The 10,629-nt window shown below is 53.5% G+C and carries 9 protein-coding genes; 8 read left to right on the plus strand and 1 reads right to left on the minus strand.

Features of this window, described 5'->3' with window-relative positions:
- Nucleotides 1-24 precede the first annotated feature (24 nt).
- The 7 genes from M9827_RS18720 (at nucleotide 25) to M9827_RS18750 (ending at nucleotide 8,111) form a co-directional block, all read left to right on the plus strand.
- A complete protein-coding gene (locus M9827_RS18720; protein ID WP_008077213.1) occupies nucleotides 25-288 on the plus strand; it encodes a PAAR domain-containing protein in 264 nt (87 codons plus the stop codon).
- Nucleotides 289-404: 116 nt separating this feature from the next.
- Nucleotides 405-5,090, plus strand: a complete 4,686-nt coding sequence (locus M9827_RS18725; RefSeq protein WP_250606562.1) for an RHS repeat-associated core domain-containing protein — start codon at nucleotides 405-407, stop codon at nucleotides 5,088-5,090.
- Nucleotides 5,083-5,532 (plus strand): hypothetical protein, encoded by a 450-nt coding sequence (locus tag M9827_RS18730; RefSeq protein WP_250606563.1) that lies wholly within the window; start codon nucleotides 5,083-5,085, stop codon nucleotides 5,530-5,532. Before M9827_RS18725 ends, M9827_RS18730 begins: the two co-directional genes overlap by 8 nt.
- A gap of 516 nt (nucleotides 5,533-6,048) precedes the next feature.
- Entirely contained in the window at nucleotides 6,049-6,531 is a 483-nt protein-coding gene (locus tag M9827_RS18735; RefSeq protein WP_150708988.1) for a DUF4265 domain-containing protein, read from the plus strand.
- A gap of 325 nt (nucleotides 6,532-6,856) precedes the next feature.
- On the plus strand, nucleotides 6,857-7,174 hold the full coding sequence (locus M9827_RS18740) for a hypothetical protein (protein ID WP_150693835.1): 318 nt from the start codon (nucleotides 6,857-6,859) through the stop codon (nucleotides 7,172-7,174).
- 197 nt (nucleotides 7,175-7,371) lie between these two features.
- Nucleotides 7,372-7,635: a PAAR domain-containing protein gene (locus M9827_RS18745; protein WP_250606564.1), complete on the plus strand. Its 264-nt coding sequence runs from the start codon at nucleotides 7,372-7,374 to the stop codon at nucleotides 7,633-7,635.
- Between the two features lie 80 nt (nucleotides 7,636-7,715).
- Nucleotides 7,716-8,111 (plus strand): hypothetical protein, encoded by a 396-nt coding sequence (locus tag M9827_RS18750; RefSeq protein WP_250606565.1) that lies wholly within the window; start codon nucleotides 7,716-7,718, stop codon nucleotides 8,109-8,111.
- Nucleotides 8,112-8,221: 110 nt separating this feature from the next.
- Here the strand turns inward: M9827_RS18750 and M9827_RS18755 are convergent, their stop codons facing one another.
- Nucleotides 8,222-9,370, minus strand: a complete 1,149-nt coding sequence (locus M9827_RS18755) for an aldose epimerase family protein (protein WP_250606566.1) — start codon at nucleotides 9,368-9,370, stop codon at nucleotides 8,222-8,224.
- 343 nt (nucleotides 9,371-9,713) lie between these two features.
- On the opposite strand from M9827_RS18755, the gene M9827_RS18760 reads away from it, so the two are divergent.
- Entirely contained in the window at nucleotides 9,714-10,463 is a 750-nt protein-coding gene (locus tag M9827_RS18760; protein WP_250606567.1) for a hypothetical protein, read from the plus strand.
- Nucleotides 10,464-10,629 lie beyond the last annotated feature (166 nt).

The raw sequence follows: 10,629 nt of genomic DNA on the forward strand, positions 1-10,629 counted from the left end.
GATTTCAGTCAAAGGAGTGACGCAATGAAAGACGCTATTCGTTTGGGGGACTCCACCACCCACGGTGGCAAGGTTCTCGAAGCCTTCTCTCAAACCGACCTCAATGGCAAGCCGATTGCCGGGGTCGGTCACAAGGTCAGTTGCCCGTTGTGCAAGGGGATTTTCCCGATTGCCGAGGGCAGCAGCACTTACTCCGTCGATGGCACACCTATTGCGCTCGACGGCATGAAAACCGCCTGCGGGGCCGCGCTGATTGCAAGTGGTCCCAAAGGGGCCGTAGTCAGCTGAAGTTCGAGTCCGCGTTTTGATTCTGTACCTCCAAGAGGCAGGCCTCATACCTGTTTTTGAGAGGTGTTCAAAAATTGTGCATAAAGGCTGGGGCTGCTGGCCGGTGAGTTGCTGTCATGACAAATGAAACTGCTGTTGCAAAGAAACGAGAACCGCAGGTTGCGGTCGCGCCTCTCAATACCATCGACATCAAGGATGTCGGTCGCGGGGCGGCGAAATTTGATGCTTGGCTGCAGTCTCTCAGCGGAGGTGTGGTTACGCTTGAGCGGGTGAAAAACGTCGCTGGCGCGTTGCCGGTGGTAGGTAACATCATGGCGTTGGTCGATGCGCTCGGCGACATCGTTACCCTTGCCAAAAGCAAGCAGAGGGAGGTACTGGACTGGGTGAGTCTGGGCATCAACCTGATAGGTGTATTGCCTGCACCGCCTACCATGGCATCGGCGCGGATGACGTTGCGCCCGACGTTATCGCTGGTGCGCCAGGAGCTGCGCAATAGCGCAAAGGTGCTATTGGGGGACTCACTGATCGAAGTGCTGATCGGACATTTGAACGCGACCATCGTTGGCACCATCGACGACTTTGTAAAACAGGCTCAACCCAAGCTTGCGTCAATTCTTGACGATGCCGGAAAGCTTGGACATGACGCTGTCAACGAGATTGCCAAAGGCCTGGAGGCTGTGGTCAATGGCAAGCTCGACGCCAAGGGCGACATGAAGGCTGCAAGTGCAAAAATGAGCGCTGCTGGCAGTCAGTTTCTACATGATCCCAAGGCGTCCATCAGTAATTTTCTTGGCGCTACCTACAGCGCCTACAAGGCTGCGGGAAAGGGTGTGGCCAACAGCGCAGCGAAGAATCTGCTGCCGGAAAATGCCAAGGCATTGGTATTAACCAATACCTCGATGCTGCGCATTTTGGGTGTCGAATTACAAACCCAAATGAAAAAGCTCGGCGATCCTGGCGTCCAGCATTCTATTGGTTGGCTGTTGCAAATGCTTGCCGGTTCCGTGCTTACCTGGCGCAAGCGTCAGGCTCATGGACAAGGTGCAAGTGTCAAGCCGGGCACCACTTCCAAAGCTCAGCGCAAAGCGGGTGAGGGGCGTCTGGAAGCAACCAGTCAACAAGCGCCGGCAACCAGTAACTGTAACAGTTGTAAAAACACGGTAATGCCCGCAACCCAGCACAGCATCAGTTTTGCATTGGGCTCAGAATCACTCAGCCATACCGACTTCAGCTTGTCCGGTTCATTCCCGATAGAGTGGACGCGAACCTACAGTTCACGTCTGGCTGAGTATGACCAAAGTGAACTCGGTGCTCGCTGGATCACAGCGCTGACCACGCGTTTTGATTGCCGTAGTGATGGCGTGACTTTTCACGACGCTGACGGCCGCAGCCATGATTACCCGCTCCCCAAAATCGCGCTCTCTCACTACGACGCGATTGAAAACATCACGTTGGTCAGGGCCAGCGAGGATCAGTTGGTGCTTTGCCGTGGCTTCGAGCGCAAGGAAACCTATATGCGCCGGGGCCAGCGTTACGTTCTGACGGGCGTTGAACTGCGCAATGGCGCTGGGATGATGCTGCATTACGAGCATCGTCACGGTAAGGATTCAGTGCTGTCCGACCTGATCACTTACCAGGATGATATTGCAGAGGTTCAGGCCCACCTGGGGACGATGATTGATGGGCATGGCCGCTTGACCGGACTCTGGGAAATTCGAGACGGTGCGCCTCAACGTCAACTGTGCGCTTATCAATATGGGGACACTGGTGATCTTCTGCTGGCTCAGGATGAGAATGGGGCAAGCCGAGTTTATGAGTATCAGCATCACTTGATTACTCGTTACACGGATCGCACTGGCCGTGGCATGAATCTGCAGTGGCAAGGACAGGATGCAAAGGCTCGCGCTGTGCGCGAGTGGGCGGATGACGGTAGCTTCGACACCCGCCTGGAATGGGACGAAAACATTCGGCTGACCTATGTCACCGATGCCCACGGAAACGAAACCTGGCACTACTACGACATCCTTGGCTACACCTATCGTATTCGACATCCGGATGAGCGTTCGGAATGGTTCTTCCGCGATGAGGCCAAGAATCTGATCCGTCATGTTCACGCCAGTGGCAGCGAAGAGCGGTATAGCTACGATGAGCGTGGCAACGTGCTTGAACATATCCGGGCTGATGGCAGCGTAATGCATTACGCCTATGACGATCTGGATCAACTGATCAAAATCAGTGATGCCGAGGGTGGCCAATGGCAGCGCGCATACGATGATCGTGGCAACCTGATCGAAGCCATCGATCCGCTGGAAAACAAGACCGAATATGCCTACAACTCAGCGGGTTTGGTGACGGGGGTCAAGGACGCCCTTGGCAACGAACAAAAGCTCGATTACAACGATGCCGGCCAATTGGTGGAGTATGCCGACTGCTCAGGGAAAACCAGCTGTTGGGAATACAACGAACGTGGGCAGATGATTTGTTACACGGATGCGGCAGGTAACAGTACCGAGCATGAGTACAAGGCAGGGCACTTGGTGCTCACCAAGCATCCTGACAAGACCGAAGAGCGTTTTCAACACGATGCAGAAGGCCGGCTACTGGCTTATACGGATGGATTGGGTCAGTGCACGAGCTGGAGTTATACCGCGGCCGGTTTAGTTGGCGAGCGGGTCGATGCGTGCGAACAGACGTTGCGTTATCACTGGGATCGTTGTGGACGGTTACTGGTGCTGGAAAATGAAAACGAAAAGCGTGCTCAGTTCCAGTATGACTCTCTAGGGCGTTTGTTGCAGGAGGCCTGTTTCGATGGGCAAATTACCCGTTATGGCTATGACGCTGTTACTGGGCGACTAGCCAATACCGTCACCGGCAGCAGGCGCATTGCCTGGAGCTTCGATGCCATGGGCCGATTGGCCGAGCGTTCAGCGTCTTTAGGCGATCAAACGCAGCGCGAAAGTTTCGCTTATGACGGCAATGGCAACCTTACCGAAGCCTCCAATGCAGATAGTCGCTTGCAGTGGTTCCATGATGCTGCGGGTAATCTGCTGCGCGAGCACCAACACTATCTGGGGCTGGAGAAGTCGACAATCGCGGTATGGCGACACGAGTACGACGCGTTGAATCAGCGTATCGCCACTATTCGTCCGGACGGGCATAGGGTCAGTTGGTTGACCTATGGGACAGGGCACTTGCTTGGGCTTCGCCTGGACGAGCACGAATTGCTCGGACTCGAGCGTGATGATCTGCACCGGGAAGTCGCACGCCATCAAGGCAACCATTTACTTCAAACGCAACAGTGGGACGCCGTTGGGCGACTGCAGCAGCAAATGTTGGGTCGCAGCGATGATAAGACCACCCTGCTAAAACGCGATTATCAATACGACGCGGCCGGCCAGTTGACTGACATCAATGATAGCCGTCGCGGTCCGCTCGCTTATCGTTACGACCCCGTGGGCCGACTGTTGAGTGCTGCCAGCCGACTCGGCACAGAAACGTTCGCATTCGATCCGGCCGGTAATTTGCTGGACAAGGCCAATGAGGAGGATCGGCGTCCGCTGTCTGTAGACGCTCCTCGCAGTAAGCGACTCGACAATCTTTTGAGAGAGTATGCCGGGACACACTACGAGTACGACGATCGCGGCAATCGGACGCTTCGCTGGCACGACGGTCGTTACAGTCGAATGCGGTGGGATCTGTTTGACCGTCTAGCGCACTTCGAAGACGGACGTTTGTCCGTTGACTACGCCTATGACGCACTGGGACGGCGTCTGTATAAAAATTCTGTCGCCTATTGTAAACAACGGCCTGAGGCGGGCTCCGAATGGAACCGAAACGAGTATGCACGCAAGCAGCTTGAGCTCGGCTGCGGCTTTACGCTGTATGGTTGGGACGGTGACAACCTTGCGTGGGAAAGCAGTCGTGGTCAGGTCGACGGAGGCCTCGGTCGTACGGTTCACTACATCTATGAACCTGACACTTTTATTCCCGTTGCTCAGGCGCTTCGACATCAGTTCATTAATCTTTTGACTCAGGTCGAGCACGCTGGCGATTTCAATCTCGAAGAAGATCCGTTGTGGAATTACACCCCGTCTGCGCAACCTCTGGATGTGTTGGCCTGGTATCAGTGTGACCATCTGGGAACACCTCAAGAGCTGACAGATCAGCAAGGAGATATCGCTTGGAGTGCCCAGTACAAGGCATGGGGTGAAGTTCAAGAAACTCGTTCTCGATTTGCGCAGCAGGTCGGTCTGACCAATCCAATACGCTTCCAGGGTCAGTATCATGATCACGAGACCGGACTGCATTACAATCGTTATCGGTACTACGATCCGCTGATCGGGCGCTTTATCGGCAAAGACCCGATCAGTTATGCGGGTGGACTGAATCTTTACGAATATGCGCCAAATCCTGTTAGCTGGGTTGATCCGCTGGGGTTGGCACGTGACACTGCCAAAAAGGCCGCAGATGCTGCACTGAAAAAGGGTAAGACCACAGGCGCCGCCTCAGAACTACGTACCGGTGGCAAAGTGTTTGTAGGGGTGAGTGGATCGAGATATCCAGTCCATCCCAAGGTCAGGAAAGCCCTGAAGGCTGTGCCGAAGGATCAACGTGAGCCATGGCATGGCAAGTGTGCAGAAATCGAGTGCTTGAGCCGATCCTATGACGCAGGAATGGATCCCGCGGGCGGTACAAGCGAAGCCGTCAATATTGGTACCTCGGGCAAGGGGCATGGAACCGCTAAAAAGGCGTGTCGCTCCTGTAGCTCCGTACTCACAACACTTGGAGTTCACCATGATTAGTCATGATCAAATCGTTCATTTTTCAGAGCAGTTGAGTAAAGGTAAGGCTGAATCCGAAGCGGCTCGGAACATAATGAAGTTTATGTGCGCGGGTGTAGGTTTGGTTCTTCAGGACGAAGAAGTGTCCCCAATTGTCAAAAGCGCGTTTGCAACTGCGCAAAAATACTGGTTTGAAGGGGGAAAAAATGAAAAGGAGTTGAATGCTGCCAGAGTTAAATGCTGGGACTTTCTGGAGGCGAAAGGGCGCGATGTCGACATTGAAGATAACGAGGACGCCGCTGTAAGAGCTTTATTTTGCGTCATGTATCCTGACAGAGTTTCCGATGAAGATTTCGTGCAAGAGTCTTATGAGTGGTTTTTTGAGATGATCAACAAAACTGGCGATTTCAGTAAGGCGTTTGAAAAGCTAGCTACGAAAGTAGCCCTCGAGGGAGGGGCCTGACCATAAAAGGCCTAAGCGCTGGCGCTACAACCGAGGTAGCTCAGTAAAAGTGATAGCCATTTACTGGTCTCAGTGTAGTAGCACTATGAGGCGAAACTTGCCGGTTACGCTGGGACGGCGACAAACTCACCTTTGAACGCAGCCCGACTCAAAGCGATGGAGAACCAGGTTGCACCGTGCACTACGTCTGTGAACGTGCACTTTTGTCCTGTTGTTCAGACTGTACGGCATGCGCCGATCATACAAAGATCCCTATAACTCCAGCGGGCCGATAAATGAATTTTGATCATATTATTTTTATTGCGAGCGTTTTCACATGCTGGCGCTGCCAACACACGACAAGTAATCCAGACGATATGCACTTAGGACACAAGAATGTGCCCACCTGAAAAGGAGGAATCCTTGAAGACGTCAACGTGGATCTTGAGGGAGCATTGTGTAACCTTAGCGCAGAGAATAGTGGTTACGTCCAGGAAGGGATGTCGTGTGTTGAACGTAGAAGCTGTGGAGCCCCTTATGGAAGATAAGCAATCACCTATGCTGATTCAGGTATATATGGCAGACGACGATGGCGCAGTCCGTGAGGAACTGCTCGCTCGTCAAATTGGTGAAGATACTTACGAGCTACTCTCATCGCCTGGGTTGGCGCAAAATCTGGCGAGAGGAGATATTGTTTCAATTAAGGATAAAAATGCACCTGCAGAGGTACTAAAGCGAGGCGGTAACTTCTGTATTCAAATCTATGCAGACTATATTTCCCCGGAGGATATAACTGCGCTTCAGAATGATGTCATTCAAGAGTTAGATGGTACATTAGATGGTTTATGCGAGGGAGTGTTAGCATTAGCTATCCCTGCAAAGAATGGAATGGAGAAAATCAACGCTTTTTTTGATAAGTTTCGTGAAAAAAACTGCGTCGAATATTATTATGCTAACGTCTATAAAAATCTTGACGATGACAGTGACGAGACGCTTTTGTACTGGTGGTTGGATAGCTGACGACTGATTAGTGAATAGCTTACAGTCATCTGCTCGAGATTGCTTTTAATTAATAAAGTTTTCGGAGATAGATTGCGTTTGGAGAATTAATTAAGCGTAGTCTGTGCCGGTAAAACTCAGACGGTTCAGAGGTCAGGGTTCACAAGTACGGAAACTTGAATGCCTGCTCTCACAAATCTGGCAACAACTCACACATCCATAAACAGGGTCCGTCCAATCATCAACTGGATGATGAGGGTAAAGTTTCCACCGATCCTAATAAAACTCACATTGGCATTCGTAATCCTGCCGATTTACCAGCTGTCCGAGGGAGACCACACGGATCATGAGTTATGAATACAAATTGGTGTTTGACGACAACTCTACAGCTCAGCATGTCATCGACATTGTTAAAGCTAGTAGTGCTTGTGTTCGCTCGGGCGACGGTGATCTTTATTTGAAGGATCACTCGTTGAATAGCAGTGGGGCTTACGATACTCGTCTCATTTATGGGGATGATGAATCCCTGTGGCTCCAAGTGAATTTCCAATCAGCAGAACTGTACGCCCTACTTAAAACAGCACTCAATGGAAGAAATTTCAGGTGTCTTGAAGATGGGGACGAGGATGAAGAGGTTGGCTTAAATGAGGCCTTCCGCGTGTAGGTTGACTCTCGGTCAAATTGCAGCGAATAGCCACTTTTTAATCTCTAAAAATTTATGAAATATATCAGGGGCAGGCCACGTTTTTGAAGGTTGATTAAACGCAACCTGCCTCTGATAAAACTCTCTGCCATTGGTGGCCGAAAGACGCGAAATTGATCGAGGCTGCAGTCAACCCTCGTAGTCGAAGGAATGACAACATGAAAGACGCCATTCGCTTGGGCGACTCCACCACTCACGGTGGCAAAGTCCTCGAAGCCTTTTCCCAGACTGACCTCAACGGCAAGCCCGTCGCAGGGGTTGGCCACAAAGTCAGTTGTCCTCTGTGCAAAGGCATTTTTCCAATTGCCGAAGGCAGCAGCACTTACACCGTCGATGGAACGCCCATCGCGCTGGACGGCATGAAAACCGCCTGCGGGGCCGCGCTGATTGCCAGTGGCCCGAAAGGAGCGGTGGTCAGTTGAATCTACGAGGGTGAGCTCTTCGTTCGCCCTCAGGAATACTGCAAGTAAACAACCTGGCTTCATCCATTAAAGGAATAAACATGAAGAACATCGCTTTGATCCTCGCACTGACCGCCACTCTCGGCACCGTAAATGTTGCTCACGCAGAAGGGCCGGACGCCGCTACGTTGAAAGGAATGTACGATACTGGGCGCAACATGTCCGGTCTGATTAAGCATTGCGTTGACAAAGGTTTCCTGAAAGCTGAAAGCACTGCGAACGCCAATAAAATGGTGGCGTTTGTTGCTGGTATTCCAGGGCAGATGGACAAGAGTGACGGCGATAAGAACGAGGCCCATGGTCGCAAGGGTGAGGTATTGGGCGATGGACAATACAAAACCCTGGAGGCCAATCTGCCGCCGAGTCTGACGCTGAAGCAGTGGTGCGAGCAGGCGGATCAAGGCATGCGTCAGGGATTGGAGCGTGTGGGTCTGTAATCTCCTTGGTGATTGATCGTTCCCACGCGCAACAATGGAATGCCTCAAGGGACGCTCCGCGTTCCAGTTCGCGAAGGGACGCGGAGCGTGGGAGCGATCAGCGTTGGAGGTTATTTCGCGGAGAACTTCAACACCACGCTGTGGCTGTAAGTCTGCCCCGGATCAAGCCGAGTACTCGGGAAGTCCGGCTGATTCGGCGAATCCGGATAGTGCTGAGTCTCCAGGGTAAACGCGCCCCAATGCGGATAGACCTTGCCACCCTTGCCCTTGACCGTGCCGTCGAGGAAGTTGCTGGTATAGAACTGCACACCCGGCTCCGTGGTGAACAGTTGCAGCACACGGCCGGACTGCGGATCGCTGACCTCAGTGGCGACTTTATTGATATCGCCCTTGGTATCCAGCGCCCAGTTGAAATCGAAGCCACCCTGTTTCGGCTCGGCAAATTTCAGTTGCGGATGATCCGCCTTGATGTGCGTGCCGATCTCGGTTGGCTTGGTGAAGTCCATCGGCGTGCCGGCCACGGGTGCCAGTTCGCCGGTCGGGATCAGCTTGGCGGTGACCGGGGTGTAATGGCTGGCGTGCAGGGTGGCGACCTGTTTGAGAATGTCGCCATTGCCGGCGCCGGCGAGGTTGAAGTAGCTGTGGTTGGTCAGGTTGAGCACGGTCGGTTTGTCGGTGCTGGCCTTGTAGTCGATGCGCAGTTCGTTGTTGTCGGTGAGGCGATAGGTCACTTCGGTGGTGAGGTTGCCGGGGAAACCCATTTCACCGTCCGCCGACAGATAGGTCAGGGTCACGCCGACGGAGTCCTTGTCCTTGGTTTCCTGCGCTTTCCAGACTTTCTTGTCGAAGCCCTGCGGGCCGCCGTGCAGCGCATTGGTCTTGTCATTCTGCGGCACTTGATAGCGCTTGCCATCGAGTTCGAAGGCACCTTCGGCGAGGCGATTGCCGAAACGGCCGATGGTTGCGCCGAAGTAGGCGGTGCCTTTCTGGTAACCCTGGACATCATCGAAGCCGAGCACGACGTCGTCGAACTTGCCGTGCTTGTCCGCCACTTTCAGCGATTGCAGGGTCGCGCCGTAGGTGATGACGGTGGCTTGCATGCCGTGGCTGTTGCGCAGGATGTATTGCTCGACGGGCGTGCCGTCATTGGTCTTGCCGAAGGCTTTGTGTTCGGCGCTGAGGCCGGCCGCGTTGGCGGAGAGGGTGGCGATCATCAGGGACAGTCCGAGGCCGGAGAGCAGGTGACGGGATTGAAGCATGGTTGACCTTCCTTTTTGTTGTTGTTTTCAAATTGCTGCTGACCCTGTGTAGGAGCTGCCGCAGGCTGCGATCTTTTGATCTTGGCTATAAAAACAGAGTCAAAAGATCGCAGCCTTCGGCAGCTCCTACACGGTTACTAGTCATGCTATTTGTGGTGTTGAAGGAAATTTATAGTTGATTAATCGTTTATTTCAACAATAAAGACATACTAATTGGTTGGGCAGGCATTGCCGAAGGTCGGCTGGTCGTGCGCACCACTGCACTTTTTCGCAATCGGCGGCTCTATCCATGGCCAGGATGCGGTGACTCCCGCCGCACAGGAATGTGCCTGTTCGAGATTTCATGCCGAGAGCTTTTGCCCTGATCGCTGCTTTTTTCCGCCGCCCGTGCCTGTTGCTGGCGTGTCTGTCGTCGCTGCTGTTCAGCGGTTGCAGTCACCAGGACGGCAACGGCTTTTTCAACCAGATGCGTGACGGCCAGCCGCAGGAGTTTTTGCAGACCAGCGTCGACCGCATGGCCACGCTGGCGATGCGCGACAACCTCAACAGCCTCTACCGTTTGATGGGCAAGCTGTACCTGCGCAACCCCGAAGAACTGCGCAAATCCGGTTTCCTCAACATCAACGCGGCAGTGAAACAGGTGCGCCTGGCCGTCGAGCAGCAACAGCCGTTGCCGGTGCTTGGCGGTCGCAAGGATCTGGCTGCGCTCAGCTATGCGATGAGTCCGGAATTTCTCGGTGACCGCGTTGGCGCATTTATCTATGCGATCGGCAGCATGCTGGTGACCGCCCACGGCAATCGCACCGAGTTCTACATGACCGATGCGATCAACCCGACATTCGTGCACAACTCGGCGCGCAACATCGAGAAGGCCATGTGGATTCTGTCGCAACGGCAGAACAAGGAAGGCCAGCCGTTGTTGTTCTCCAACGAGATTTCGGAGGAGGGCAGCAACCTGAGTTTCGCCACCGAATTCAGCAAAATCGTCGCCCGCCTGGATTTGCTCACGCAGATGCTTGATGAGCGGTATCGGCGGATCGGCCTTAACTACGCGCAGAGTCTGTTGTTCCTGAATTTCTTGCCGGTGCAGTGAGTTCTGTTGGGGCGGTGATGATCAATGCACCACCAAAACCTGTGGGAGCTGGTTTGCCAGCGATAGCGGTGGGTCAGGCAAAACAATGTTGGCTGACCCGGCCTCATCGCTGGCAAGCCAGCTCCCACAAGTTTTTGTGGCGTGCAGAGATCCAGTGTGGGAGCGA

It is taken from the genome of Pseudomonas sp. AKS31, from assembly GCF_023634765.1.
Classification (GTDB): Bacteria; Pseudomonadota; Gammaproteobacteria; order Pseudomonadales; family Pseudomonadaceae; genus Aquipseudomonas.